The organism is Capnocytophaga sp. oral taxon 864, from assembly GCF_002998835.1.
In the GTDB taxonomy this organism is placed as follows: Bacteria; Bacteroidota; Bacteroidia; order Flavobacteriales; family Flavobacteriaceae; genus Capnocytophaga; species Capnocytophaga ochracea.
In genome coordinates, this window is sequence record NZ_CP027232.1 from 2,000,712 (window position 1) to 2,025,337 (window position 24,626).

The following is a 24,626-nucleotide window of genomic DNA, read 5'->3' on the forward strand; positions in this document are numbered from 1 at the left end:
TAGCTAATTCTCTCACTTGTTAATTTCCCGCCCGTCGTGCTACGACTGCCTGTACGGCTCGTATCTAATTCTCTAATTTTCTAATTTCCTAATTATTTCATACCTTTGCGTCCTAAAATAAAATCATTTATGGAACAAACTTTACCTGCAGGACACCCCGTGCATACCTATATGCTTGAAGCTGAACTTATTTACTCACTTATGGACGAGTTGCTCAGCATAGACCCTCATACCGATTATCAGAAATTCTACAACGTGTTTAATCATTTGGCAACGGTAGAAAAACACTTTGCTCGCAAAGAAAACCAGCTCTTCCCTTTCTTGGAAAAACGCGGTTGGACGAATCCTTCACAGAATATGTGGTCTTTCCACGATACCATTCGCGATATCTTCCGTTTGGTACGCAAAAACTTAGAAGAAAAAGACCTTGATGCGGCGCAAACCAATGTGCGCTATATCGAAGATAACTTGGGTCGTTTGCTAAATGTAGAAGCGAATATTCTCTTTCCTAATGCTTTGCAGTTGCTCACCGAAGAAGATTGGATTGAAATGCGCAAAGGCGAAGAGGAAATAGGTTGGATGCTGAAAGAAGCACCTGCACCTTACCCTAATAGCAACCCCGGCGAGCCTGTGTATGTACACCCTTCAATGGATACGGAACGCCGCACCGATGTGCAGTTTAGCGACGATGCTACGCATTACGACGAGGGTTATATGACTGTTGAACAGGTAAACCTCTTGCTCAAAACCCTCCCTATTGATATCACTTTTGTAGATGAACACGACCGCGTGATTTTCTACAACCGTGGCGAAGAACGCGTATTCCCTCGCAGTGCCGGTATTATAGGGCGCGAAGTGAAGTTCTGTCATCCTCCTAAGAGCGTGGGCACGGTGCTTAAAATCGTAGAGAACTTTAAAGCAGGTACTCAAAACGAAGCTAATTTCTGGTTCAATTATCGCGGTCGCCTTATCTATGTGCGTTATTTTGCAGTGCGCGATAAAGAAAAGAACTACAAAGGCGTGATTGAAATGTCGCAAGATATTACCGATATAAAAACAATTGAAGGCGAACGCCGTTTATTAGAATGGGATAACTAATGAAAGACTTATTCGGACAAGCTATTTTAGATTATCAGCAAGGGCAATACACCGAAGATATTAAAACGGAAACTACCATTTCCGAAGAAGATGTATTGCCCTTGCCTTATTTGTTTCGCTCCTTTGAACAGATGCCTGCGTTAGAGCAAAAAGCTCTACAAATGGCGAAAGGTAAAGTATTGGAAGTGGGGTGCGGAGCAGGCTCTCACGGACTCTATTTGCAGAATCAGCGTCAGCTTGAAGTACATTCTATCGACCTATCGCCTAATGCTATTGAGGCGTGCCTGTTGAGAGGTTTACGCAACGCCAAAGTGCAGAATGTATTGGAAACAACAGGGCATTACGACACCATTCTCTTACTGATGAATGGCGCAGGTATGTGCGGACGATTGAAACAAATGGGCGTTTTTTATGCTCATCTGAAAACACTCTTAGCGCCACACGGACAAATCCTCACCGATTCTTCTGATATTATCTATATGTTCGATGAGAACCCCGATGGCAGTTATGATATACCGCTCTATTTCGATTATTACGGAGAGGTAGATTACGTGGTAAAGTACAAGGGACAGAAAGAGAAACCTTTCCCCTGGATGTATGTAGATTACAACACTTTACAAAACGTAGCAATTTCAGTAGGCTTACAATGCGAACTCATCGCCGAAGGAGAAAACTTTGATTACCTTGCAAAATTAGTAAATTAGCAAATGATTGGGTAGCTTCACATTTTCTAATTATCACATTATCTAATCACCTAATTTCAAGGTATTTATGCATTTGTAAAGAGGCTTTCCACTGAGGGTGAGCCATTACATAATCTACAATTTTAGGCATTACCTCAGCGCGTTTGCTCCACTCGGGTTGGAGGTAAAGTAAGCACTCAGGCGATACTTGCGATGCCATTTCTTCGGCAAAAATAAAATCGTGATTGTTATAGATTACCATTTTGAGCTCATTAGCTTTTTGAAGAACGTCTCCTACGGGACGTTTTATTTTTTTAGGCGATAGGCATATCCAATCCCAAGTGCCTGATAATGGGTGTGCTCCTGAGGTCTCTATATGAGTGCGTGCACCTCCTGCTCTCAGCTTTTCGGTAAGTAAAGTTAAGTTCCACATCAGTGGTTCACCCCCTGTAATAATGATGGTTTTGGAGTGTGCTAAGGCTTCGGCTACAATGGTATCTACGGGCACTAAGGGGTGAGCTTCGGCTTGCCAACTTTCTTTTACATCACACCAATGACAACCCACATCACAACCGCCTAAGCGAATGAAATAAGCTGCTGTTCCTTTGTAGAAACCTTCGCCTTGTAAGGTATAAAAAGCCTCCATCAGGGGGAGGAGCTCCCCCTTCTGCAAAGCTATCTGTGTATCTTTGTTTAACATTTATTTTTCGTAATTAGCCACATCTAATATCCACGGGTCGGGGATTTCGGTGTTTTCTCGTACTTCTTCTACCTTTTTCATAGCTTCGTCATAAGTATTATAACGGGCTATATAAATGTAGTTTAGTACTTGGTCTTTATTGTAATACACTTGGGCATCATATCCCCATTTCTTCATTTCTTCTACCCGTTTGTTTACATTATTGAAGTTTAAGAAGACTCCCACTACCACATAATAACCCTGCTGAGTATCGGTGACTTTCAGTTTGCTTATTCTCGTTGAACGGTGTAAATGGGTAATCTCCTTCGGATTATTTTCTATCTCCAAAGCGGTAAGGAACAAATAATAACGGTCGCGACTACGTGTATAACTCAAATCTAATGAATTGGTGTTGTTAGGAATCAGGTATTGATTGTCGTTTTTGATATCCATACGGAAGATATCAAAGCCTAAGGTGTTTTCGCTGTTAGGGGTGCGTGTTTTTACTATCTCATCGTTATTTGTAATGGCACTGCTAAAAAAGTTTTGATTAGGGCGCCATTTGCTTTCCAAAGAGGAGGTTTTACCGCTGGCAGGTACACCAACGGCTACATTATCACCTGCCATATTAAAGTCGCCTTCGAGGGCTACTCCCATAATACGCGTTTTAAAGTCGCCTGCCTCAGGGGTTTTAAATCCACTAAAAGTAAAGGTTTTGGAAGCTTCGTTAGTAATAGCCGAAAAGCCATCGTAAGTAATGATTTTCTTTACATTGCTATCAGGGTTTTCGTATACTATTACTAACGCCCAGCCTGCTGCCGAACCGCCTTCTATTTGCCCTAAAGCAGCTTTTATATTGGCTACGGTATAATCGCCTTCTATTTTAGTTGCCGGAGCTAAAAGATTGGTGATATTGGCGTAATACACATAAGGTGCTGAGTTTTTTAGCTCATCGTCGGTGCGTCCGTCGTAAATGAGTTCGCCAGCGATAGGGGTATAGGTATTGGTTTCGGGTATTTTCAGTAGTACACTACTGGCGTCTTCTCTATTGGAATCAACAGGGATATTTTTATTACCTCTTAGGGTGCCCTTAGCATATGGATAGGTAGCTGACCAATACAAACCTGCATAAGCTACCTTTCCGCCTGTTCCTTCGTAAGAGAATTTGGCACTACTAGATGAAAACGTATTAGGGTCAGCATCGATATCGATGTATTGCATATCGAACTCGTCGTTGAGTTTAGCTTTCGAGCTACGGTCGTTATAAGGGTCGTTAGGGCTATTGCGTTTCTCTTTACGGTTAAGAATGTTATTCCCTATAATTTTGATATCCCCTTTGATAAAGGTTTCGTACCTAATGTTAAAATCGGTAGTAGATTGTGCTTTTAGGGAGAAAGCGAGTCCCACAGAAGCGAGCAATGTGATGATATGTTTCATAAACTTACTATTTTCTTGGCAATCCGGAGGGCTTCGGTGCCTTGTTCGAGAGTGACCATAGGGGTCGTATCGTTTACAATGGCATTGGCAAAGCTTTCGAGCTCGTCTAAGATAGCGTTGTTATTATGTATTTCAGGGTATTCAAAATAGATTTGACGGCGCTCTCCTTCTGCATTTTGGAGTATCATATCGAAATCACCAGGTACTTCTGGGGCGTCTTTCATCTTCACTACCTCTACTTTTTTCTCCAAAAAATCTACGGATATATAAGCGTCTTTCTGGAAGAAACGGCTTTTGCGCATATTCTTCATAGAGATACGGCTGGCAGTGATATTGGCTACACAACCGTTCTCAAACTCCAAGCGGGCATTAGTAATATCGGGGGAATGACTGATGACCATTGCACTACTTGCCGAAATGTGTTTCACCTTAGATTTTACGACGCTTAGGATTACATCGATATCGTGAATCATTAGGTCGAGCACTACGGGCACATCGGTACCACGAGGGTTGAACTCAGCTAAGCGGTGAGCCTCGATGAACATAGGGTTGTGAATTTGGTCGCGTACGGCAATAAAAGCCGGATTGAAGCGCTCTACGTGTCCTACTTGTCCTTTCACGTGGTGTTCTTTGGCAAGAGCAATCATAGCTTCAGCCTCTTCTACCGTAGTAGCGATAGGTTTTTCGATAAAGAGGTGTTTGCCTGCTTTGATAATCTTTTCGGCACACATAAAATGGTTGAGGGTAGGGGTTACTACGTCTACCATATCACATTCGGCGATGAGCGCTTCTATACTATCGAAACGCTTGTAGCCAAACTCTTCGCTTACTTTTTTAGCGTTTGCTTCATCGGGGTCGTAGAAGCCTACGAGTTCGTATTTTTCGGATTGGTTGAGCAATCGCAAATGTATCTTTCCTAAATGTCCTGCACCGAGGACGCCAGCTTTTAATTTTGTCATTTTAATATCCTATTTTGGTGCGTACCCTGCGCAAAGTTTCATCGGCTACGCGGTGTGCTTTGGCAGCACCTTCTTTTAATATAGCATCGAGTTCGCTTAAATGCTCCATATAGTAAACGTAGCGCTCGCGTGGGGTAGCAAATTTTTCTAATATCAGTTCGTAAAGGGTTTGTTTGGCTTGACCGAAGCCATAACCTCCTGCACGGTAAGCCTCTTCCATTGTTTGTATTTGCTCAGGAGAAGCTAACAGGCGGTAGAGCCTCATCACGTTGCAAGTATCGGGGTCTTTGGGAGCTTCCAAAGGAGTACTATCGGTTTGGATTGCCATTATTTGCTTGCGGAGTTGTTTTTCGGGCAAGAAAATATTGATGAAATTGTTGCGTGACTTGCTCATCTTTTCGCCGTCGGTACCTGGTATAATCATTATTTTCTCCTCTATTTTAGCTTGTGGCAATACGAAAGTTTCGCCCATTTGGTGATTGAAACGAGAAGCTACATCGCGGGTAATTTCGAGGTGTTGCAACTGGTCTTTGCCCACAGGTACGACCTCAGCATCATACAAGAGTATGTCGGCTGCCATTAGCATAGGGTAAGTGAAGAGCCCAGCATTTACGTCTTGCAGGTAGTCCATTTTGTCTTTAAACGAATGGGCGAGGGTGAGGCGTTGGTAAGGGAAAAAACAAGCCAAGTACCACGAGAGTTCAGCGGTTTGGGGTACATCGCTCTGGCGGTAGAAGGTTACTTTATCAGTATCTAAACCGAAAGCCAACCAAGTGGCAGCAACGCTATAAGTGTTGGCGCGGAGTTGCGCACCGTCTTTTATTTGAGTAAGGGAGTGCATATCGGCGATGAACAGAAACGATTCGTTAGAAGGGTCTGATGCCATTTGCACTGCGGGGAGGATTGCTCCGAGGATATTCCCTAAGTGGGGAGTACCTGTACTTTGAATGCCTGTTAATACACGAGCCATTGTTTTATTAAAAGTTAATAAGTTAAGAAAGTGCAAAGATATGAAATAATTAGGAAATGAGAAAATTAGAGAATGAGGAAATTAGGGAAAAGGCATTAGGCCTTAGGCCATAGGCACTAGGGAAAACATTCCTCTTTACACATACTCCACTCTTGCTAGGCACATACCAAGCTGTCGCTGGCTATCTTCAAAAGGGGAATGTGGTGACGGAAAAGAGAATTAGGAAATTAGAGAATTAGGGAATTAGAGAATTAGGGAATTAGGGAATTAGGGAATGAGAGAATTGGTAAATGGGGTGCGAGGTTGTGTTAGAGGAATGAGGCTGTGCCTCAGAAATTAAACAAAATTTAAACAAAATCAAGGTTGCGCCTTGTAAAACAGCGGAGGTATTGTCAGTTTATTCAACTTTGGCAAAGGTGCGAGCCGCACAGGCAGTCGTAGCACGACGGGCTATTAACTTTGCCAAAGTTTGAGATGAAAAAGCGATGTGTTGGGGCTATTAGGAATTTTAGAAAGGAAACGAAGAGGCTCGAAAGAAGGAAGGGAGAGGTTTTGGTGAAAAAAGGGTGTAAGGAGGGTGGGGTTAGCTTATAGAGAGCTTATAGGAAGCTTATACGAATCTTGGACGATTGGTATAGAAAGGGTATATAAGTGATTGATTTATACCGTAATATAACAACGCTAAAAATGTTAAAATCGGGGTTTCGATACGAAAGAAAGAGGAACCTCTCCCCAATCACATACTCTCCTATTCGGAGACTTCTCCCAAGGAGAGGGGGAATGTAGTGACGGAAAAGGGAAGAAAAGAGTATAAAAATTTTGTGTTTAAAAATGATTTTAGTAACTTGCGCCCATATTGATACTAAAATAAAACTCTTATGGAATCTCTTTTTACCAAACGTCTCCCTATTTTCCATTCAGTACATATTGACGGTAAGGAACAAACTTCACGCTTCAACAGCTTGCACATACAACAATCGTTAAACTCTTGCTGTGATTTTGAGCTGGTAGAAACCATTGCTACTCGTAAAACCCTTTGGAAAGGACAATCGCAAGAGCTCTTAAAACAAGTGGGCAAAAATGTGATTATTCGTCTTTCCTTCCCAAGAGGAGAGAACACTTTCCAATTTTCGGGATATATTACCGAGGTGGTGATTGACTCGGATACTGCTACTATGGGAGGAAGCGAAAACAAAATTCGCATCATAGGAAAGGGAAGCCCTATGGTGTTGGACGATGCTCCTTCGATGAACTCGTTCGTAGATTATGATTTGGTAAATATCGTAGAGAAAGTTTTTAAAAACAAGTATTTCGACCTGATATGTAATCCTAAGTTTAAAGCGATAATCCCCTATGCAATGCAGTATAAAGAAAGCCGTTGGGAGTTTTTGAATAGACTTTCGGCTATTTACAACGAACTACTGTATTTTGACGGTAGTAAGCTCGTGTTTGGTGGTGTAACAGATGAACAATCCGAAGACCTAACCATAGACGAAGATATTACCGAATTTAAAGTTTCTTCCAAAACACTTCCTTTTAAATACACCCTTTACAACTACAATGCGGAGGACGATGAATATATTCATTCGGACACCGAAGAGGAAGTAAGACCGCGCAATACCTATACCCAAAACGTTTTTCAAGACCCTGAAAATTTATATTCACAAAGAGGAATGCTTTCTGCCGAAGTACCCACCCCATTGGCAGGTGATACGGCAAGACTGCAACAGAGCAAATACCAACAGGCATTGGGCAAAATGCACTGCGTTGAGGGTAAAACCCACAATAGCTTGGTGCGCTTGGGTAGCCTCATTTACGTAAAATTCCCTTCGGGATTTGAAAAAGAAAATATGGGGGAATACCGAGTGATTTCGGTAGAACACTGTGTAGACCGCGATGATTATTACAACCGCTTTGTAGCCGTGCCATTGGGAATGGAATACGCTATGTACGAGCCGGAAACGATTGCTTATCCTGAAATAGCAGAAGTAGTAGCCAACGACGACCCTAAGAAACAAGGGCGCGTGCAAGTGCGTTTCTTCTGGCAAAGACACTTAGGCGAGCAGACCTTTTGGTTGCGAGTACAAACCCCCGATGCGGGCGTGCTTACTGACAATAGTAGCAACCGTGGGTTTCAGTTTATTCCTGAGGTAGGCGACCAGGTGATGGTAAGCTTTGAGCAAGGTAACCCCCACCGACCTTATGTGAGTGGCAGTATGTACCACGGCAAGAACGCCCAACAGGTGAGCCATAACGTGAGGAGTATTACCACCAAGAGCGGTAGTACCATAACTTTTGACGACGAGAAAGGTAGTGTGTTGATAAAAGACAAAAGAGGTAGTAGTTATTTGCTTGACGGCAAAGGAAATATAGAGCTGAACGCCGTAAACAAGATAAGCCTTAATTCTAAAGAAATTTTATTGGAAGCAGATAGGATACAGGCTATTTCGAGAATAGAAATGGAACTAAAATCATTGGTGCAAACCTATATTACGGCTATTAGTGCGATGGAGATTAAAGGAGCTCAGCACTTTAATCTCGATGGTAAGAAGCTCACTATTAACGCAATGGAAAGTTTAAAAACTACTGCCCAAAACTTAGATTTGGGTGCTGAAAAAACCTTGCGTGTAGCCTCTGAAATAACAGAGGTGCACGGCACACAAGCAATGGCTTTGAAATCTCCTAAGTTAGACAAAGTAACACAAGCAGAAAGAATAGACATTACCGAAGGAACAGGAGAAGGAATAGACGTAATTGTTTTTGCTAAACCTACTAAAAATTACAAAGGAGAATTTGGTTTTGATTATTGTGATGTAGGGGATGTAAACATAAGTGCTTTTCAAGGAACAAATGTGGCAGATATAGAGTATATTTACGATGAGGCAACACACGAATTTGTGCCTTATAACAGTGGCTTGCACAATACCCAAGCCCAAAATTACCTCAAAGAGATGTATTACCACACCCAAATGTATAACCGACCTTATATAGGAAGTTGGTTATTATTACCAGAGGGTAATAAAGAAAAAGGTAAGGGCGAAAAGGCTAATGTAGCACTGCACATAGAGAAAGTAAACGACAACAGAACAGAACAAGAGAAGAAAGAAAAGAAGAAAGAGTATATTGTTTTTGAAGAGAACAAAAAGTTTAGCATTACCTACAAAGGCAAAGAAGACAATGAGATAAAAATAGAAAAGAAAAATTGCAAAGGTGATGATTGTGTGATAAGCATTATAGCTAAGGAAACTTTTAATGCTACTGAATATATAAGAATATTGGACGAGAGGACCCGAGCGACTGTGGGTGTTATAGAAATGGCACCCAATGCTATAGAAACAATAGAGGTGAAAATAGTGACGGTACTTTTAAAATCGAAAACGCAAGGTATTTTGGAGAGGATGAACCGGCAAAGAGAGAACCTTTACAAAAAGGCGGAAGCCCAATTTGACAAAATAAATGAATTTATGAGACAAGCAGGAATAAAATGTAATTTCCAACCCAGTGGAGATTATATAGTTTTTGATGATGACGACCAAAACCCATTGAATACAGACAAACCATTCTTTACAATAGGAAGCGATAAAGACGGGAATAGACAAGTTATATTTCAAGACCGAGAACTTGTTACCCAAAGCGAACAAGAACAGTATTTTGCGGAGCATCCTTTTGGTGATGATGAAATGTCGAACAAAGGAACTTCTAAAGATTATTTAGTAGATTTATTTGGAAGGAAATATAAGGAATTACACCCTAATAGCACGTTTAAGGGGGTTATGTTTTTTATAAGTGAAGGAGCGTTTGTGGGTAGAGGAGGTTACACTTTGATAGTACCTATAAAGAACCAAAAAATTGCCATTTTTGGTAGTAATTTAGACGATGCTCGTACCTATGCCCACGAATTAGGGCACTTATTAGGATTACAGCATACTTTTGTGGAGAATCTTAATGATTTTAATGAGAGTATAAGAGATGTTTTAATTGATAAAGCTATTAGAGATCCTGAAAGGAATATAGATACTTTGATAAGGATTAATGAGCAAAATATAAAAGATAGAGAGGGAGATATTAAGGAGGCAGAGGAAAAACTAAAACAAGAAGGAATAACTCAAGAAAGAAAAATAGAGTTAGAAGAGGAAAGAGCTAATGCTATTAATGAACGTAATGGTTTACTTTTAAGGAGGAATGACTTACAAAGAAGAAAGGAGCTTTTGGAATACCGATATAACGCATTGTTTGGACAAAAGATGAAAACAAGAATAAAAACAAGTACTAATATGATGGACTATTTGTATACAGCAGAAGAAACGAAAGTTAATCCGCAATTGGAGAAAGAGAACAAGAAAAAGATCTTATTTTCTAAAAAACAAAGTGAAATAATGAGAAAAGAAGTAAATTTATATAAAACAATATTACCATTGTTAGTGGTGTTTTTTACTTTATTTTCTAATATGATTTGTGGGCAAGAAGAATATATGAGATTAATGAATGCAAAAACTCCTGTAGTAGTATTACCGGATATTTTAGTAAAAAGAGAGATTATAAATAATAAAATGAAGGATACTATTATAGTTACCAATTACTCTAAAGGAACCCTTTATTCACAAGGGAAAAAGAGCAAAAGTCCTGCGACTCGTTTTAAAACGATGGAAGAGTATCACCAGTTTTGGTTACAAAACTTTAATATAGAAGATTATCTTTATGAAATAAAAGGGGATGTTTTAGTAAAGTTTAAAATATGGAATGATGGGGATATTTTTATAGACTTTATGAATGGTTTGAATTTTAAGCTAGAATTTCAAGTTTCTTCTAAGATACATAGTGTTGTAGGTTCTCGTATGGAAAAGTGGATTCCCGCCACAGATGAGGAAGGTAAGCCTACTATAACGGAGGGGTATTTGATTATTCATTTTGATTGGGAGGGTGATTTAGAAAGAAGAGATCGTAGAGTAAGGTGTTTTTAAACATAATAAACTAAAAACAAGTGCTAATATTATGGACTATTTGTATACTACAGAGGAGATAGAAGCGAATCCTTAGTTAAAAGAGAAGAATAAGAAAATGATCTTATTTTCTAAAAAGCAATGTGAAACAATGAGGAAAGAAGTGGGGTTGTATAAAACAATATTACCTTTATTGATAATACTTTTTACTTTATTCTCCAATATGATATGGGGACAAGATATGAGACTAATGAATACAAAGAATCCTGTAATTGTATTGCCAGATGTATTAGTAAAAAGAGAGATTATAAATAATAGAATAAAAGACACTATTATAGTGACTAATACATCAAAAGGAACTCTTTATTCACAAGGGAAAAAGAGTAAAAGTCCTGCAACACGTTTTAAAACAATGGAAGAATATCACCAGTTTTGGTTAGAAAAATTTAATATAAAAGATTATTTTTATGAGATTAAAGGAGATGTGTTGGTAAAGTTTAGAATATGGGGAGAAAATGGGGAACTTTTTGTAGATTTTATAAATGGTTTAAGTATTGAGAAAGAATTTAGGATTTCTTCTATAATAAATGGTTTTTTAGGGTTCCATATGGGAAAATGGACACCTGCTACAGATGAGGAAGGTAAACCTACTATAACAGAAGGATATTTGATTATTCATTTTGATTGGGAGGGTGATTTAGAAAGAACAGAAAACAGAGTAATGTATTTTTAAAAATGACAAGGATAAAAACAAGCACTAATATAATGGATTATCCGTATACTACACAGGAAATAGAAGCAAATCCTCAGTTAAAAAAAGAAGATAATAAGAAAAAAGTGTTGTTTTCTAAAAAGCAATGTGAAACAATGAGGAAAGAAGTGGGGTTGTATAAAACAATATTACCTTTATTGATAGTAATCTTTAGTTTATTTTCAAATATAATATTTGGTCAAGAATATTATGACCCTATTTCACAAGATAAGCCAATAATTGTATTACCAGATATACTAATAAAAAGAGAAATTACAGGTAATAAAATGAAGGATACTATTATAGTTACTAATACATCAAAAGGAACCTTATTTTCACAGGGAGAAAAAAGTAAAAATCCAGCTACTTTTTTTAAAACGATGGAAGAATATCACCAGTTTTGGTTACAGAACTTTGATATTAAGCATTATCTCTATGAAATAAAAAGAGAGGTTTTGGTGAAATTTGAAATTTGGGAAGATGGAAGAGTTTCTGTTCGTTTTATAAATGGATTATCTGATAAATTAGAAGGTGAAATATCTTTTAAGATACATCACACTTTAGGTTTTCGCATGGGAAAGTGGACACCAGCTACAGATGAAGAAGGTAAACCAACTATAACGGAAGGATATTTGATTATTCATTTTGATTGGGAGGGTGATTTAGAAAGAACAGAAAACAGAGTAATGTATTTTTAAAAATGACAAGGATAAAAACAAGCACCAATATAATGGAGTATTTATATACTACAGAGGAGATAGAAGTGAATCCTCAGCTAAAAGAGAAGAATAAGAAAATGATCTTATTTTCTAAAAAACAATGTGAAACAATGAGGAAAGAAGTGGGGTTATATAAAACAATATTACCTTTATTGATAATACTTTTTACTTTATTTTCTAATATGATATGGGGACAAAATTATATGAGACTTATGGGAGGAAAAGAAGGACCTATAGTAGTATTACCTGATATTTTAGTAAAAAGAGAGATTATAAATAATAGAATAAAGGACACTATTATAGTGACTAATACATCAAAAGGAACCCTTTATTCACAAGGGAAAAAGAGTAAAAGTCCTGCAACACATTTTAAAACAATGGAAGAATATCACCAGTTTTGGTTACAAAACTTTAATATAGAAGATTATCTCTATGAAATAAAGGGAGATGTATTAGTGAGATTCGAGATTTGGAAAGATGGGGACATTTTTATGGACTTTATGAATGGCTTAAATTTTGAAAAGGAATTTCAAGTTTCTTCTAAGATACATAGTGTCGTAGGTTCCCGTATGGAAAAATGGACGCCTGCTACAGATGAGGAAGGTAAACCTACTATAACGGAAGGATATTTGATTATTCATTTTGATTGGGAGGGTGATTTAGAAAGAAAAGAAAACAGAGTAATGTATTTTTAAAAAATAAAAATATGGAATCAATTACTGATAGTGCAAGAATGAAATGTTCTGAGGGGAGTAAAGAAAGTACTCTTATCGTTACTTCTCAAAATCACGATTTTATCAATGGAAAACTGCAAGCCACAGAAGAAGACAAACAAGCAAATATAAATATACCTCCTTTTGGACAGTGTAGACTAAAACCTACTTCAGGAGGATATTTGCCTTGTATGCCTATTCCTACTCAATGGGAAAATACTTCTTTTGCTACTATTGACAGTAAGAAAGAGCTTAATAAATCTTCTTGTATGCAGTGTGCTATAGGAGGGAAAATTACTTTTACCAATTCAGGAGAAAATAATTTTGTATCTTCAGAAGTGGAGTAATAGCCGTGTAAGTTTGTAATATGTTTTGAAAACTTAAAGGTTATTGTTTTAAAATGGGTTTGTTGTGATGCTCTAATTGTTCTACACGTTCGGTTAGGAACTGAACATTGGCTTCTAAATCGGCGATTTTTTGGTACTCAGGGATAGGGTCGAGGAACTCGAAAGAGAGGTGCATTTTACATTCCCATACTTCTTTAATATCTTCAGCTCTAACGGTAATATGCGGGTAGTCGCGATTATCGGATTTGCAATACAGACTACCATACTTTCTTATTTTGTTTAAAACCCGTTTTACAATCACTCCGTCGCGCTCTGTAACTACTACGCACACCCTGTTATCTGAGAGCCACTCCCAATTTTCGACGAATTGCCCTACCACATAACTGCCGTCTTGCAGGGTGGGGAACATCGAGAGTCCATTTACTTGAAACATTCTGAAAGTGCCGTTTCGCATTTCGGGGAGGTTGTACATAGGGAGTTCTTTTATGTATTCGGGGTCTTCATAACCATTGAGATAGCCCGCTTGAGCGTATATAGGCACTAAGGGTATGGGGTTAAAAAGTTCGTCTTCTTCAACCACTACCACCTTGGGAGTTAAATCTCTTCCTTCTACTTTTAAAGGTTTGATAATTTCTACACGAGGAGTTTCAACAATATCGTTGTTTTTTAACATAGGACCTTCACCTGTGAGCAACCATTCAGCATTTAGTTCGGGGAAGGATTGTAGAATATTTTCTATTTTATCGCTTCCAATAGACTTGTTGTTTTTATACTGAGTAGCAAAAGCACCGTTGGAAAAGCCCACAAGCTCTTCAAACTTTCTAACCGATAATCCCTTGAAATCAATATAATCTTTTACTCTACTAACAATATTTGACATACTGAGAAAAATATTTTATTGGCAATTAATTAGATAAAAATATAAAAAATTTTCTACAAAAAATTTGGAAGTGTAGAAAATATCCTATATTTTTGCACCGTAAAACAAAATGAATAGAACAATGAGCAAAAGTACAAAAATTTTGTGGATAATCGACCTTATGGCAGTAGAAAAATTATTGTTGAGGGGAGGTTGGTTAAAAAAATGTGTAGGACAAAAGTTGAATAGATGTGCAGTAGAAAAGCCTCCGTAGGGGTGCGGAAATTTTTTTTGAAGAAGAATACCTAAGCCGTAGTACAGTCGTAGTACGACGAGCAGGTGCGAGCCGCACAGGCAAGTGTGAGCCACACAGGCAAAAGGAAAATTAGCAAATTAGCAGATTTGGAAATTAGAAAATGAGAGAAGCGTAAGAAATTATATTTTTAATGAAGAGCGCCTAAAAAAGGTAGAAATTGAAAACAAATTAGTTTCAAAATAAAAAAATCAGGGCTTCGCCTTGTAGAGTGGCAATTTAACGTAAGAAGACGTATGAAGTTTAAGGGATTATTAAAAAGAAATCTTGTAAAGTCGGCAAGTTAGTATTGCTGAGAATGTGACGATTGATTATTAGGGTTATAAATTGAATTAATATTAAAAATTAAAAACAATGAGAATACATTTAAATGAAGTCAGTGACTATGAGTATATACAGCGCAAGCTCCGCGAGCAAGCGGTTGTGTTGTTAGAAAAAGCCAAAAGTTATCATCAGCCTGTGCGCTATTTGCCCAGAAGAGTTAGTGGGCATAAAGTAAACTGGTGGAGTGAGCTGAAAAAATATGGACGGCTTGTAGTGAATAGGCAATAGGCCTCAGGCCTTAGGCATTAGGAAAAGTGATGCAAAAGTGAATAGTGAATAGTAAAGTGAAAAAATAACAAATAACAAAAAATTACAATGAATAGATTTTTAGAATATACCCAAGCGCTTGCTCTTGATAGTTTTTTGCAGGTGCTTACTTTTGAGGAACGACTACAAACCTCACAATATCGCGCAGGACGTACGAATGAGGTACCTGCTCGCGTGCAAGAACTACAAACGTGGGTGGAACAGAACGGTTGGCGTGCCCCCATCTTTAAATACGACGAAGAGCGACACCTGCTTTGGTTGGACGAGCAAAGGGAGTGGCAACCAGTAAGAAAGCACCCGCTTTATAAGGTAAAAGGTAAAAGATAAAAGGTAAAAAGTAAAAGGTAAAGCCAGCGATGGGCTCACAGCTGGGTATGTGAGTAAAGGTAAAGTTTGTGAGGGCAGGTATGAGCCACACAGGCAAGTCGTAGCACGACAGGCGATTGTAGCACGACAAACAGTTGAAATAAAAATTAACGATTAAAAAACAATACAAAAATGGCAAGAACAAAAAGAATAATCCCTACTGGGGTAACTAAAACACAAATGGAGAATGCTTTTTCTACTTATGCAAAGGCAGAGGCGCGAATGACTAAAATAAATGCGTTGATAGAGAAGCAAATTGCAACTATACGCAATAAATACACGAATGAATTGGCGACTCTTAAAGAAATAAAAGAGACCAATTTTGATGTGTTACAAGCCTATGCATTAGCAAATAAAGACAGTTTATTTATCAAGAAGAAATCACTTGACAGTTTGCACGGTACCATAGGATTCCGCACAGGTACGCCGAAACTGAAAACGCTAAAAGGTTTTACGTGGAATACGGTAACAAACCTGCTGAAAGAATTTTTACCTGCTTATGTGCGCATAGCCGAAGAACCAGCTAAAGATAAGCTACTTGCCGAACGCAACAATGAGCAAATAGCTGACTTCTTTCCAAAAATAGGAGTAGTGGTGACTCAGGATGAGACTTTTTTTGTGGAAGTGAAGGGGGAAGCTTAGGTAATAGGCCCCAGGCCTCAGGCAATAGGGAGTGAGATGCAAAGGTGAAAAAAAACTTTGGTAGAGTTTTAAAAAAGCTCTACCAAAGTTGGCAAAAAGTTTAACATTAAAAAAATGAAACATATGAAATGTGATAATACACAACAGCGCAAAGAACGCTTGCAAAAACGCAATGAAAAAGTGCGTCAACTTTTTGAAGAACTGAGTGCCAAGCACCCTCAGTGGAAGGTAGATGCTCTTGTAGAAGAGGTGGCGAACATTATGTTTTTATCACCTCGTACAATTGTAGCAATACTTTCTTTTCAGGGCGGTTATGCCGAATAGGAGTTACCCGAAAAAGTAATCAATTGCTTTTTAACATCCCCCTCTCACATACTCCGCTCTCGCGGACTTCCCTTCAAAGGGGGAAGTAGCGATGCAAAATCGATAAAAGAGACTTTTCGGATAACACTAATTACTCTATCAGCAGTGAGCCCTGAGGGGTAAGGGTTACGTTTTTCACGGGTATACCGTCGTACTCTAATTGCTTTTTTACCTCAATAAGCATTTCGGTATAAAGGTCGTCGGCGAGCATTTGGGCAATACCTACCCCCACTTCGGGGTGCTCTTTCCACTGTCCTTTTTCGGCAGTAAGAATAGCTTTTTGATGTTGGGGCTCAGATAAGCCTACTTGAAAATCACCTTCAGCAAGGTGCAAATCGTTTTTGATTAAGAGTAAATCTTTCATTTTACACATTTGTTATTTGTTGATGGTGCAAAGGTCGTACATATAGATGAGGTAAGGAAAAAGACGTTCAACGCTTGTACCAAATTAGTACAATGGTTGGGGAAAATAAGTACAAGGCTTGTTTGCCGATTTTCAGAACTGAAAAAACCGCCGGAATTTTGCACCGTAAAACAAACGATAGAAGTGCACTTACAATTAAAATAATGTATAACAAAAAAAATTAAAGAAATGGGAAAAAGTAAATCAAACTATGCCATTACAGGGCTTAGTGGTAAAGTAGGGAAAGTGTTTGTATTTCGCCAACGCGGAGGAGAAACTATTGTCGCTACCCCTCCTTCACACACCAAAGCTCCCAGTGCCTCTCAGAAAGCACAACAAGAGAGATTTATACGCGCTTCGGCATATGCCAAAAACGCTTTGCAAGACCCTTCGCTAAAAGAGGATTATACAGCAGAGGCTAAAAAGCGCAGGAATGTATCGGCTTATAATATGGCGATGACTGACTATTTGCGCGCTCCTAAAATTACCCATATAGACCATTCAGGCTATACAGGTAGTGCCACAGGAGAGAAAATAATGATAGAGGCGGGCGATGCTTTTAAGGTCGTAGCTGTGAAAGTGCGTATTGAAGACCACGATGCTACTCTTGTGGAAGAAGGTAGCGCAACTCTTGTACAGGGCAAATGGGTGTACACCACTACGGTTACTAATCCTTCGCTTACAGGTGATAAAATAATAGTAACCGCTACTGACCGCCCTGGTAACAATTCTAAAAAAGAGGAAAGCCTTTAATGATTGATAGTTAATAGAGGACAGTTATTTTTAGCTATTTTGCCTTTTTATTAGTAGAGTTACAATTAAGGATATAATAAGGGAGAGGTAGGGGGACATTTATTAAATAATTAACAAAAACACATAATTAAAAAATGGGATTACCAAAAGTATTATTTAACATTGCCAAGGATGGTATGAACCGTACAGGCAATAACATTCAAAAAGTTACTGGTCTTATTATTACAGGTAGTGGAGTAGCCAGTAAGGTAGAACTCGGGAAATCGTACCAAGTATTTTCCTTAAACGAAGCCGTAGCATTGGGTATTTCGGAGGCTGAAAATGCTTTTGCTTACAAGCATATTAAAGCATTTTACGACCAAGCTCCTACGGGTACACCTCTGTGGGTAATGCTCGTATCGGACGCTACGACTATGACTGCAATGCTTGACAAAGACGGTGCTTTTGCTCCAACTCTCATAGCTGATGCCAAAGGTGCTATTAGGGTATTGGGTGTGGTGAAAAAAGCAACTGGTAGCGAAACTATTGCTGCCGGCTTAGACACTGATGTACAAACAGCCGTAGTGAAAGCACAAGCTATTGCTGAGCACTTTGAAAAGAAGTATATGCCTTTTAGAGTAGTGGTATCGGGCAACAGCTGGAACGGCAAAGTAGCTGACCTTACTAATTTCTCGGAAAACGAACTCAACAAAGTGGCTTGCTTTATCGGTAATGACGATAAGGAGAAAGAAGCATCAGTAGGTTTGTTTTTAGGAAAAATGAGTGCTATACCCGTACAGCGCAAAATTCACCGCGTGAAGGACGGTAGTGTATTGCCATTGGTGGCTTATTTTACTGACGGAACTACTATTGACGGCAAAGCTGACCAGTGGGACGCCTTAGACGATAAAGGGTATATTTTCTTTCGCACCTTCGTAGGGCGTTCAGGCTACTATTTTTCAGGAGATAATACGCTTACCAAACCTACTGATGATTTTAAGAGTCTCAGTAGCGGATTGGTAATGGACAAGGCGTTACTTCTTGCTTATGGGGCTTTGGTAGAGGAATTAAGCGATGAGGTGTTACTTTCAGAAGAGGGAAGCATTCACCCTGCTATTATCAAGAGTTGGCAAACCAAGTTGGAGAACACTTTGCAAAGCGAAATGGTTTCGAAAGGAGAGCTATCGGCAGTGAACATCAATATAGACCCTGAACAGAAGGTATTGCAAACAGGTAAAGTGGTAGTAGGGCTAAAACTCCTTCCTGTGGGTTATGCTGATTTTATTGAGGTGAATATTGGTTTTACCACAAAGAAAGAAGAAAATTAGGTGTGAGGTCGTAGCACGACGGGCAGAGAATTAGCAAATTAGTCGTAGCACGACAGGCAGAAAATTAGTAAATTAGTCGTAGCACGACGGGCAGAGATTTAACAAATTAATAAATTAGTAGATTAATAAATTAGAAAAAAAAATGGGAACATTTAGTAGTAAACAGTATGCGTGGAGCGATATTTCGATTGCCTTTGGAGGGCGTATTATTGCCGGGGTGACAGAAGTAGAATACACTGAGAAAAAAGAGAAATCGGCGCTTTACGGACGTGGAAGTAAACCTTTGAGCATTGTAAGAGGTAATCACAGTTTTGAGGGGAAGTTGAGCATTTGGCAAAGTGAATTGGAAGCAATGACGCGTGATGCCAAAAACAACGACATTCTGAACCTTAACTTCGACTTGGTTGTTGCTTACGTGCCCTCAGAAGGTGGACAAATAGTAACCGATATTCTCAAGAATGTGGAATTTACCGAAGTGAAAAAGGCAATGAAGCAGGGGGATAAAAATATGGTTGTAGAGCTCCCTATTATCTTCACTGACGTAAAACGCCAATCGTAGGTGTGAACCACAGTCGTAGTACGACAAGTGAGTGCGAACCACATAGGCGGGAAAATTAGAAATTAGCAAATTGATAAAAAATGGACGTAACAAAAGAACAAATCAAACAATGGAAAGCGAAGTACAAAGAAGTATTTGTATTGCGAGTAGATGACAAAGTAGCATACTTGAGAACGCCTGACCGCGCTACCCTGAGTTATGCTTCGACATTAGCAACGAAAGACCCGATGAAGTTTAATGAGGCTATCCTTACTAACTGTTGGTTGGGAGGAGATGAAGAGATTAAGACTGATGATGCACTTTTCCTTTCGGCAAGTAGTAAGCTTGGCGAATTGATACAGATTAAGGAAGCTACCTTGGAAAAGCTTTAAGCAGTGCGGAAATTGACGAGCCTCGGGATTGGTTGCGTATTACCAATGCCTCACTGCGTTACTATATGCACATTGCCAATCCCGATGCCCTCAATGATACTGAGTGGGCTATGCGAGTGAAAGAACTGGAATGGATTCGCCAAAAGGAGAGTGAATCGTATGGAGAATAAAAAAGTAAAGAAAAAAGTTTATAAATGGCAGAAAATCCAAAAAACACGATATCTTCTTTCTTTGATCAGACTAAAAGGTTAAAGGAGGTGGTTAATAACATTATAGACCCTATCTCGTCTTTACAGAAAATATTTAAGCAAGGTTTTACGGCAGACACCCAAAAGATGAGTCTGGCTACTTTTGTGCAAGGTAATATGCAAAAGGCACAAGAAATACATCAGAATCTCACACAATACAGTGGGCAAACGGCTTATGAAGTACCATCGCTTGTGAAGGCTCAAGAGAGTTTGATGGGAGCGGGGTTGGTTCCTGAAGGAGCATTAGGAATGCTCAAACAAATAGGAGATATTGCCTTGGGGGATAGCAAAAAGATAGAAACCTTAGCTACTGCCTTTGCCAAAGTGACCACACAAGGGAAGTTACAAGAAGCTACACTCACACAGATGCAACAGGCAGGATTTAATCCTTTGCAAGTGATAAGTGAGCGGACGGGCGAGACTATGACCTCTCTGCAAGAGCGAATGGACAAAGGAGGAATTTCGGCAAGAGAGTTGGCTGAGGCTTTTCGATGGGCAACTGACGCACAAGGAGATTTTTATCAAGGAGCTGAGAATGTGAACAGCACTCTACAAGGCAGGTTTACAGTTTTAATGGCTTCGATACAATCTATAGCCGTAAAAGTATATGAGGTTATAAGTCCGTTGCTGATTCCGTTGGTAGCACTTTCTACGATGGTATTTGGAGCTTTGAATGAAGGATTGAGTTGGTTTATTCAAAAACTTCAAGAGGGGAACCCCATAATCCTTGGTATTGCAGGAGTGTTAGGAGTATTTATTACAGCTATCACATTGCATAACACTTATATGGCTATTGCTGCAGCGTGGCAGAACCGACTATCGTGGGCAGTAATTAAAACGAACTTAGCTTTTTTAGCGAATCCTATTGTATTGATTATAGCAGGCATCGTGGCTCTTATTGCTATCATCACTTATTGTATTGTAGGTGTGAGCGGTTGGGGCAAAGCGTGGGATAACACTGTGCAAGGAATGAAATACTTGTGGGAAGCCTTTATTCTCACCTACAAAGCTCATTGGAATACGGCGGTCAATGCTTTTATGGCAGGTGTAGACCTCTGTAAGTTGGCTTGGTATAAGTTTAAAGAGGCTGTAGGTTTGGGAGATAGTAAAGAGAACCAAGCGATGATAAGCCAAATACAAAACGACTTGCAAGAACGTGCCAAATCGGTAGCAGAAGGCTATAAGAAAGCAGGTGAGGCAGGAGCTAAAGCAAAAGAATATTTTGGTAAAGCGTGGAACTCTTTGGAGTTTAAGAGCCTTTCGAGTGTGAAAGACGGGTTAATGGGCAAGTTAGGCATAGGGCAAACGGGACAAAAAACAAGTCCGTTAGCAACACCTATTGCCAGCACACCTTTTTCAGAGATGGGTAATAAAACCAAAGATAATATTGTAACAGGAGGTACCCGTCAAACGCATATCAACGTACAGATAGGCAACTTGGGCACGGATACCAAAGTGTACGTATCATCGGTACGGGAAGGAGTGGAAAACTTTGGGGCGCAACTGAAAGAAGAACTTTTGAGAATTGTGAACAGTGTAAACCAAATGCAAACAGTGTAATTTATGGAATTTGATATAAAAGAACTCACCGCACGGGCTTTTTTGGACTATGTAGGTCCAGCATTTCCGCAGTGGTGGGCAAACAATAAGACGAAATTTGTACTGCCGAGTTTGTCTAACATTAGTGAGGCACGCAGTAATGGCAGTCAGTATTTTATGACGTTAAAAGTGGCTGATAAATCGGGGGAGCAGACGGTTTTCCCCAATGAGCCTTTGGTGAGTTTTTCGCTTACTAAAGCCATTGTAGAAACGGCAACGGTAGGCAAACAACGCAAAGGTAAGGTCAAGGAATATATCACTACTGAAGATTGGCAAATTACCATAAGAGGACTGTGTGTAGACCCCAAAAATCCCGATCAATATCCTACGGCACAAGTACAAAGCCTTAACAAATTGTTTGAAAAGAATGAGAGTTTGGAGGTGATAGGCAATAAGCTCTTTACTCTTTTTGACATTGGTAACATCGTGCTCAAAGATATTAGCTTTGAGGAAATGGAAGGCAAAGAAGGTATACAGAAGTACACCATTAAAGCTGTATCGGATATGGACTTCTATGCGGAATTAGACGAGAAACGAACCCAACTTAACAAGATATACTAATGTTTGTATTACAAGCGATTATAAAGATAGGTGATTACACTTTTAGAGCAGTACACAACGTTAAAATCACCAAATCGGTAGACGAATTGGCGGACACCTGTACGATTGAACTGCCAACCCATTTTAAAGTAGCCAAAGGGGGCGAAAGCCTTTATACTGAAAAGGCTATCGAGGTGGGCGACAAAGTGAGCGTTACTCTTGCTTATGAGGGTGTGTATAGCGGAGTGGAGTTTGAAGGCTATGTAAAGAAGGTTAAACCGAGCATTCCTGTAAGCATAGAGTGTGAAGACGCTATGTACTTACTTAGACGTAAAAATATCAGCAAGTCGTGGCAAAAAACAACACTTAGAGAAGTATTGCAGGAAGTTGTGAAGGACACGCCTATTGTGCTGGCGGACAATATTCCAGAAATGCAGTTAGACCAGTGGATTATTCGCAATGCGAACGGTACGCAGGTATTGGAGAAGCTGAAAGAAGAGTTTAGGCTAAGCGTGTTTATCAATGATGAAGGCAAGTTGTATGCAGGATTTTCGGAGCTTACCAATATAGGGCAAACAGCACGCTATGACCTCAATTACAACATTGTTGCTAATGATTTGGAGTATAGGACTAAGGAGGAACGCAAACTGAAAGTACGTTACACTTATATCGACAAAAATAACAAAAAGAAGACAGTGGAAGAGGGTGATCCTGATGGTGAGCTAAGAACCTTTCATACTTCGGTAGTGAGTGAGGAACCTAAGCTACGAGAAATGGCAAGAGCCGAGATGGAAAGGCTGAAATACGATGGTTTTGACGGCTCTATAACGAGTTTCTTGGTCCCTTTTGCGACGAGGGGTATGCAAGCTCATATGATAGATAATGAATTGAAAGAGATAGACGAACGTTACTTTATTAAGAAAGTAGAAATTACCTTCGGACGTAATGGTGCACGTCGACAAGTAACCATAGGAGCAAAATTATGAGTATAGACAGAGAATTAGCAGAAGGGCTTAGGCAGATAGGAAGACGCAAAACACCTACCATAGCCGTAGAAGTGGTATCGGTAGACAAAGAAAAGGGCACGTGTGAGGTGAAGGACGACGAGCTACAATATACCGTGCGCTTGGCTTCGGTGATTAACGATAATGCTGAGCGGTTTTATCTCTTCCCCAAGGAGGGGAGCAGTGTGTTGATAGCTTCGATTGGGGAAGACGAGAACCGCTACTATGTGGTGGCTTATAGTGAGATAGAGAGCGTGAGTTTACGTATAGAAGAAACACAGCTTACCATAGACAAAGCAGGCTTGCACTTGCAACGCGGGGAAGTGGATTTAAAAAGTCTTTTAAACGAGCTTCTAACGGAACTTAAAAACGCGGTGATACAAACACCTTCGGGTGTAGGAAATTTTTCTCCGAACAACGTGATGAAGTTTGAGGAGATTAATAATAAGATAAACAAATTATTACAGTAATCAGTAGTTAGTAGTCAGTTGCAAGTACTTGCAACTGACTACTAAAAACTAAGCACTAAACTTATGGCATTAGATAAACAAGCACTAAAAACAGGAATTATACGCCTGCAACAAGAAATGCTTACTAAAACAGAAGCAGGAATGGAAGAATATGCCGAACGACTTGCCTCTCTCATTGAAGCTTATGTAAAGAGTGGGGAGGTAATAGTACAAACGGGCATACCTGTACTAGCAGGCACTTATACAGGAGTTACTACTGGTATAGGAAAAGGAACAATTAATTAGTAGATTAGTAAATTATCATAATAACACAATGGGAATAATCATAGAAGGACTTAAAGAACATTTTGTATCGTTTATAGGAATGGTACTATCGGGAGTAGTGGGTTGGTTCTTTGGTAGACCCAAGCAACGTATGGAACTACAGACCAGCGAACTTGAGAATGTGGATAAAGCCGTGAAAATCTATCGAGAAATGATAGAAGATTTAGGGGCTAAATACGCAAGTGCTATTGAGGAGCTCAAAAAAGCAAATCAGCGTATTAAAGATTTAGAAAACTCTGTTGAAGGGCTATTAACTGAATTAAAGAAATACAAGCAACTAAATGGAAAATCAAAAGAATAATGCAAGTAGTAGTTTTACATAATCAGAGTCTTTTAGACCTTGCTTTACAGCACACAGGGACTATTGAAAGCATCTTTGATTTGGCAATGCTCAACAATTTGAGTATTACCGATGATGTGGTAGCAGGAAAAGTATTAACAATACCTACAGAATCATTCACTAATAATGATATTTTGACCTACTACATCGCAAAGAAGATACAGCCTGCAACTGCTTTTACGCAAGAGGACAAAATAATAAGCGAGCGCCAGGAAGGTATTAGCATATGGGCGATAAACTTAGATTTTGTCGTGAGCCACGACGGACAGTAATTATTC

Annotated in this window: 28 protein-coding genes; 22 read left to right on the forward strand and 6 right to left on the reverse strand. The window is 39.3% G+C overall.

What is annotated here, in order from left to right; all coding sequences use genetic code 11:
• Positions 1-129 precede the first annotated feature (129 nt).
• A complete protein-coding gene (locus C3V44_RS08890; protein WP_106096212.1) occupies positions 130-1,098 on the forward strand; it encodes a DUF438 domain-containing protein in 969 nt (322 codons plus the stop codon).
• Positions 1,098-1,802 carry a bifunctional 2-polyprenyl-6-hydroxyphenol methylase/3-demethylubiquinol 3-O-methyltransferase UbiG gene (locus C3V44_RS08895; RefSeq protein ID WP_106096213.1) on the forward strand — a complete coding sequence of 235 codons (705 nt, stop codon included), beginning with the start codon at positions 1,098-1,100 and terminating at the stop codon, positions 1,800-1,802. The genes C3V44_RS08890 and C3V44_RS08895 overlap by 1 nt, the downstream gene beginning before the upstream one ends.
• Positions 1,803-1,848: 46 nt before the next feature.
• Here the strand turns inward: C3V44_RS08895 and C3V44_RS08900 are convergent, their stop codons facing one another.
• The 4 genes from C3V44_RS08900 to trpS are packed head-to-tail and all read right to left on the reverse strand — an operon-like array spanning position 1,849 to position 5,826.
• Positions 1,849-2,481, reverse strand: a complete 633-nt coding sequence (locus C3V44_RS08900) for a 7-carboxy-7-deazaguanine synthase QueE (protein ID WP_106096214.1) — start codon at positions 2,479-2,481, stop codon at positions 1,849-1,851.
• A complete protein-coding gene (locus C3V44_RS08905; protein WP_106096215.1) occupies positions 2,482-3,897 on the reverse strand; it encodes an SPOR domain-containing protein in 1,416 nt (471 codons plus the stop codon).
• Positions 3,894-4,856: a Gfo/Idh/MocA family protein gene (locus C3V44_RS08910; RefSeq protein WP_002674080.1), complete on the reverse strand. Its 963-nt coding sequence runs from the start codon at positions 4,854-4,856 to the stop codon at positions 3,894-3,896. Before C3V44_RS08910 ends, C3V44_RS08905 begins: the two co-directional genes overlap by 4 nt.
• Position 4,857: 1 nt before the next feature.
• Complete coding sequence (gene trpS, locus C3V44_RS08915; RefSeq protein ID WP_053581230.1) at positions 4,858-5,826, reverse strand: tryptophan--tRNA ligase; 969 nt, start codon at positions 5,824-5,826, stop codon at positions 4,858-4,860.
• 878 nt (positions 5,827-6,704) lie between these two features.
• On the opposite strand from trpS, the gene C3V44_RS12385 reads away from it, so the two are divergent.
• From C3V44_RS12385 to C3V44_RS08945, 5 genes are all read left to right on the forward strand, one after another.
• Positions 6,705-10,787 (forward strand): phage baseplate assembly protein V, encoded by a 4,083-nt coding sequence (locus C3V44_RS12385; protein ID WP_254425427.1) that lies wholly within the window; start codon positions 6,705-6,707, stop codon positions 10,785-10,787.
• Between the two features lie 130 nt (positions 10,788-10,917).
• Positions 10,918-11,499 (forward strand): hypothetical protein, encoded by a 582-nt coding sequence (locus C3V44_RS08930; protein ID WP_164996612.1) that lies wholly within the window; start codon positions 10,918-10,920, stop codon positions 11,497-11,499.
• Between the two features lie 2 nt (positions 11,500-11,501).
• Positions 11,502-12,215 (forward strand): hypothetical protein, encoded by a 714-nt coding sequence (locus tag C3V44_RS08935; RefSeq protein WP_106096218.1) that lies wholly within the window; start codon positions 11,502-11,504, stop codon positions 12,213-12,215.
• 2 nt (positions 12,216-12,217) lie between these two features.
• Positions 12,218-12,931, forward strand: a complete 714-nt coding sequence (locus tag C3V44_RS08940) for a hypothetical protein (protein ID WP_106096219.1) — start codon at positions 12,218-12,220, stop codon at positions 12,929-12,931.
• Between the two features lie 11 nt (positions 12,932-12,942).
• The gene (locus C3V44_RS08945; RefSeq protein ID WP_106096220.1) at positions 12,943-13,296 is read left to right on the forward strand and encodes a DUF4280 domain-containing protein; all 354 of its coding nucleotides are present in this window, start codon (positions 12,943-12,945) and stop codon (positions 13,294-13,296) included.
• 40 nt (positions 13,297-13,336) lie between these two features.
• On the opposite strand, the gene C3V44_RS08950 is transcribed toward C3V44_RS08945, so the two are convergent.
• Positions 13,337-14,176 (reverse strand): S24 family peptidase, encoded by an 840-nt coding sequence (locus C3V44_RS08950; protein ID WP_106096221.1) that lies wholly within the window; start codon positions 14,174-14,176, stop codon positions 13,337-13,339.
• Between the two features lie 646 nt (positions 14,177-14,822).
• Here C3V44_RS08950 and C3V44_RS08955 point away from each other — a divergent pair.
• From C3V44_RS08955 to C3V44_RS08970, 4 genes are all read left to right on the forward strand, one after another.
• The gene (locus C3V44_RS08955; RefSeq protein ID WP_106096222.1) at positions 14,823-15,020 is read left to right on the forward strand and encodes a hypothetical protein; all 198 of its coding nucleotides are present in this window, start codon (positions 14,823-14,825) and stop codon (positions 15,018-15,020) included.
• An 87-nt stretch (positions 15,021-15,107) separates the two neighbouring features.
• Positions 15,108-15,386, forward strand: a complete 279-nt coding sequence (locus C3V44_RS08960; protein ID WP_048746138.1) for a hypothetical protein — start codon at positions 15,108-15,110, stop codon at positions 15,384-15,386.
• A gap of 171 nt (positions 15,387-15,557) precedes the next feature.
• Positions 15,558-16,067, forward strand: a complete 510-nt coding sequence (locus tag C3V44_RS08965; RefSeq protein WP_106096223.1) for a host-nuclease inhibitor Gam family protein — start codon at positions 15,558-15,560, stop codon at positions 16,065-16,067.
• A gap of 123 nt (positions 16,068-16,190) precedes the next feature.
• On the forward strand, positions 16,191-16,391 hold the full coding sequence (locus C3V44_RS08970) for a hypothetical protein (RefSeq protein ID WP_106096224.1): 201 nt from the start codon (positions 16,191-16,193) through the stop codon (positions 16,389-16,391).
• A gap of 130 nt (positions 16,392-16,521) precedes the next feature.
• On the opposite strand, the gene C3V44_RS08975 is transcribed toward C3V44_RS08970, so the two are convergent.
• Positions 16,522-16,794 (reverse strand): hypothetical protein, encoded by a 273-nt coding sequence (locus C3V44_RS08975; RefSeq protein ID WP_009418684.1) that lies wholly within the window; start codon positions 16,792-16,794, stop codon positions 16,522-16,524.
• A 228-nt stretch (positions 16,795-17,022) separates the two neighbouring features.
• Between C3V44_RS08975 and C3V44_RS08985 the strand changes: the two genes are divergently transcribed.
• The 11 genes from C3V44_RS08985 to C3V44_RS09035 all read left to right on the forward strand — a co-directional run bounded on the left by C3V44_RS08985 (position 17,023) and on the right by C3V44_RS09035 (position 24,620).
• Positions 17,023-17,586 (forward strand): hypothetical protein, encoded by a 564-nt coding sequence (locus tag C3V44_RS08985; protein WP_009421186.1) that lies wholly within the window; start codon positions 17,023-17,025, stop codon positions 17,584-17,586.
• A 134-nt stretch (positions 17,587-17,720) separates the two neighbouring features.
• Positions 17,721-18,893 carry a DUF2586 family protein gene (locus C3V44_RS08990; protein WP_106096225.1) on the forward strand — a complete coding sequence of 391 codons (1,173 nt, stop codon included), beginning with the start codon at positions 17,721-17,723 and terminating at the stop codon, positions 18,891-18,893.
• A 142-nt stretch (positions 18,894-19,035) separates the two neighbouring features.
• On the forward strand, positions 19,036-19,452 hold the full coding sequence (locus C3V44_RS08995; RefSeq protein ID WP_009411049.1) for a hypothetical protein: 417 nt from the start codon (positions 19,036-19,038) through the stop codon (positions 19,450-19,452).
• A gap of 80 nt (positions 19,453-19,532) precedes the next feature.
• The gene (locus tag C3V44_RS09000; RefSeq protein WP_009411050.1) at positions 19,533-19,823 is read left to right on the forward strand and encodes a hypothetical protein; all 291 of its coding nucleotides are present in this window, start codon (positions 19,533-19,535) and stop codon (positions 19,821-19,823) included.
• 194 nt (positions 19,824-20,017) lie between these two features.
• Positions 20,018-21,631 (forward strand): tape measure protein, encoded by a 1,614-nt coding sequence (locus C3V44_RS09005; protein ID WP_106096226.1) that lies wholly within the window; start codon positions 20,018-20,020, stop codon positions 21,629-21,631.
• 3 nt (positions 21,632-21,634) lie between these two features.
• The gene (locus C3V44_RS09010; protein WP_106096227.1) at positions 21,635-22,231 is read left to right on the forward strand and encodes a DUF6046 domain-containing protein; all 597 of its coding nucleotides are present in this window, start codon (positions 21,635-21,637) and stop codon (positions 22,229-22,231) included.
• Complete coding sequence (locus C3V44_RS09015; protein WP_106096228.1) at positions 22,231-23,196, forward strand: late control protein; 966 nt, start codon at positions 22,231-22,233, stop codon at positions 23,194-23,196. Before C3V44_RS09010 ends, C3V44_RS09015 begins: the two co-directional genes overlap by 1 nt.
• Entirely contained in the window at positions 23,193-23,684 is a 492-nt protein-coding gene (locus C3V44_RS09020; protein ID WP_106096229.1) for a hypothetical protein, read from the forward strand. Before C3V44_RS09015 ends, C3V44_RS09020 begins: the two co-directional genes overlap by 4 nt.
• 63 nt (positions 23,685-23,747) lie before the next feature.
• Positions 23,748-23,969, forward strand: a complete 222-nt coding sequence (locus C3V44_RS09025) for a hypothetical protein (RefSeq protein ID WP_106096230.1) — start codon at positions 23,748-23,750, stop codon at positions 23,967-23,969.
• A 28-nt stretch (positions 23,970-23,997) separates the two neighbouring features.
• On the forward strand, positions 23,998-24,309 hold the full coding sequence (locus C3V44_RS09030; protein WP_002674113.1) for a hypothetical protein: 312 nt from the start codon (positions 23,998-24,000) through the stop codon (positions 24,307-24,309).
• A complete protein-coding gene (locus tag C3V44_RS09035) occupies positions 24,309-24,620 on the forward strand; it encodes a hypothetical protein (RefSeq protein WP_106096231.1) in 312 nt (103 codons plus the stop codon). The genes C3V44_RS09030 and C3V44_RS09035 overlap by 1 nt, the downstream gene beginning before the upstream one ends.
• Positions 24,621-24,626: the final 6 nt, after the last annotated feature.

What these genes read in the sequence shown, in the direction of transcription:
- C3V44_RS08890 (WP_106096212.1), top strand. Translation starts at nt 130, where the DNA reads ATGGAACAAACTTTACCTGCAGGACACCCCGTGCATACCTATATGCTT.
- C3V44_RS08895 (WP_106096213.1), top strand. Translation starts at nt 1,098, where the DNA reads ATGAAAGACTTATTCGGACAAGCTATTTTAGATTATCAGCAAGGGCAA.
- C3V44_RS08900 (WP_106096214.1), bottom strand. Translation starts at nt 2,481, where the DNA reads ATGTTAAACAAAGATACACAGATAGCTTTGCAGAAGGGGGAGCTCCTC.
- C3V44_RS08905 (WP_106096215.1), bottom strand. Translation starts at nt 3,897, where the DNA reads ATGAAACATATCATCACATTGCTCGCTTCTGTGGGACTCGCTTTCTCC.
- C3V44_RS08910 (WP_002674080.1), bottom strand. Translation starts at nt 4,856, where the DNA reads ATGACAAAATTAAAAGCTGGCGTCCTCGGTGCAGGACATTTAGGAAAG.
- trpS (WP_053581230.1), bottom strand. Translation starts at nt 5,826, where the DNA reads ATGGCTCGTGTATTAACAGGCATTCAAAGTACAGGTACTCCCCACTTA.
- C3V44_RS12385 (WP_254425427.1), top strand. Translation starts at nt 6,705, where the DNA reads ATGGAATCTCTTTTTACCAAACGTCTCCCTATTTTCCATTCAGTACAT.
- C3V44_RS08930 (WP_164996612.1), top strand. Translation starts at nt 10,918, where the DNA reads ATGAGGAAAGAAGTGGGGTTGTATAAAACAATATTACCTTTATTGATA.
- C3V44_RS08935 (WP_106096218.1), top strand. Translation starts at nt 11,502, where the DNA reads ATGACAAGGATAAAAACAAGCACTAATATAATGGATTATCCGTATACT.
- C3V44_RS08940 (WP_106096219.1), top strand. Translation starts at nt 12,218, where the DNA reads ATGACAAGGATAAAAACAAGCACCAATATAATGGAGTATTTATATACT.
- C3V44_RS08945 (WP_106096220.1), top strand. Translation starts at nt 12,943, where the DNA reads ATGGAATCAATTACTGATAGTGCAAGAATGAAATGTTCTGAGGGGAGT.
- C3V44_RS08950 (WP_106096221.1), bottom strand. Translation starts at nt 14,176, where the DNA reads ATGTCAAATATTGTTAGTAGAGTAAAAGATTATATTGATTTCAAGGGA.
- C3V44_RS08955 (WP_106096222.1), top strand. Translation starts at nt 14,823, where the DNA reads ATGAGAATACATTTAAATGAAGTCAGTGACTATGAGTATATACAGCGC.
- C3V44_RS08960 (WP_048746138.1), top strand. Translation starts at nt 15,108, where the DNA reads ATGAATAGATTTTTAGAATATACCCAAGCGCTTGCTCTTGATAGTTTT.
- C3V44_RS08965 (WP_106096223.1), top strand. Translation starts at nt 15,558, where the DNA reads ATGGCAAGAACAAAAAGAATAATCCCTACTGGGGTAACTAAAACACAA.
- C3V44_RS08970 (WP_106096224.1), top strand. Translation starts at nt 16,191, where the DNA reads ATGAAATGTGATAATACACAACAGCGCAAAGAACGCTTGCAAAAACGC.
- C3V44_RS08975 (WP_009418684.1), bottom strand. Translation starts at nt 16,794, where the DNA reads ATGAAAGATTTACTCTTAATCAAAAACGATTTGCACCTTGCTGAAGGT.
- C3V44_RS08985 (WP_009421186.1), top strand. Translation starts at nt 17,023, where the DNA reads ATGGGAAAAAGTAAATCAAACTATGCCATTACAGGGCTTAGTGGTAAA.
- C3V44_RS08990 (WP_106096225.1), top strand. Translation starts at nt 17,721, where the DNA reads ATGGGATTACCAAAAGTATTATTTAACATTGCCAAGGATGGTATGAAC.
- C3V44_RS08995 (WP_009411049.1), top strand. Translation starts at nt 19,036, where the DNA reads ATGGGAACATTTAGTAGTAAACAGTATGCGTGGAGCGATATTTCGATT.
- C3V44_RS09000 (WP_009411050.1), top strand. Translation starts at nt 19,533, where the DNA reads ATGGACGTAACAAAAGAACAAATCAAACAATGGAAAGCGAAGTACAAA.
- C3V44_RS09005 (WP_106096226.1), top strand. Translation starts at nt 20,018, where the DNA reads ATGGCAGAAAATCCAAAAAACACGATATCTTCTTTCTTTGATCAGACT.
- C3V44_RS09010 (WP_106096227.1), top strand. Translation starts at nt 21,635, where the DNA reads ATGGAATTTGATATAAAAGAACTCACCGCACGGGCTTTTTTGGACTAT.
- C3V44_RS09015 (WP_106096228.1), top strand. Translation starts at nt 22,231, where the DNA reads ATGTTTGTATTACAAGCGATTATAAAGATAGGTGATTACACTTTTAGA.
- C3V44_RS09020 (WP_106096229.1), top strand. Translation starts at nt 23,193, where the DNA reads ATGAGTATAGACAGAGAATTAGCAGAAGGGCTTAGGCAGATAGGAAGA.
- C3V44_RS09025 (WP_106096230.1), top strand. Translation starts at nt 23,748, where the DNA reads ATGGCATTAGATAAACAAGCACTAAAAACAGGAATTATACGCCTGCAA.
- C3V44_RS09030 (WP_002674113.1), top strand. Translation starts at nt 23,998, where the DNA reads ATGGGAATAATCATAGAAGGACTTAAAGAACATTTTGTATCGTTTATA.
- C3V44_RS09035 (WP_106096231.1), top strand. Translation starts at nt 24,309, where the DNA reads ATGCAAGTAGTAGTTTTACATAATCAGAGTCTTTTAGACCTTGCTTTA.